This is a genomic window from Paraglaciecola marina, from assembly GCF_004360155.1.
Taxonomy (GTDB): Bacteria; Pseudomonadota; Gammaproteobacteria; order Enterobacterales; family Alteromonadaceae; genus Paraglaciecola; species Paraglaciecola marina.
Window position 1 is genome coordinate 1 of the sequence record NZ_SAIS01000082.1, and the last position, 442, is coordinate 442.

Consider the following 442-nt stretch of genomic DNA (forward strand, 5'->3'; position numbering starts at 1 on the left):
TAACGCCCACATAAAAGGCGAGCGATAGCGAGTCCAGCCCACGCTTTTTGTGGGCTATTTTTGATGTGTTTGTTATGTATTTTCATATACCCATCATACCTACGAAAAACTTTGGCCAATAAATACCAAATAGGAGGCTACCAAGAACCGACAGGATTAAAGGTTTTAAGCTTATTTTATAAAGTGCTAATCCTAAACCGATAACACTTAGCCAACCAGCCGGAGTAATAATGGACATTAACCAGCCGAAAGGCATGATCATAAACATACCGAGCATATCGTTGATTGGTGACCAATTAACATTTGGTTCTGGCATATACGTAAAATGCCAATAGAGCATTGAAATAGTGGATGCTAGAACTGACGAAAAAGTTCCTACTAGTAGCCAATAAAAACAAACTTTTTTTCGAGTTATATTCATGCTCAATTTATACATAACGCC

The 442-nt window shown here is 37.8% G+C and carries 1 protein-coding gene; it reads right to left on the bottom strand.

Annotated elements, in window-relative coordinates:
* Positions 1-82 precede the first annotated feature (82 nt).
* Positions 83-442: hypothetical protein (locus EOK74_RS20735; protein ID WP_205964792.1), on the bottom strand; the 360-nt coding region annotated here is incomplete at its 5' end.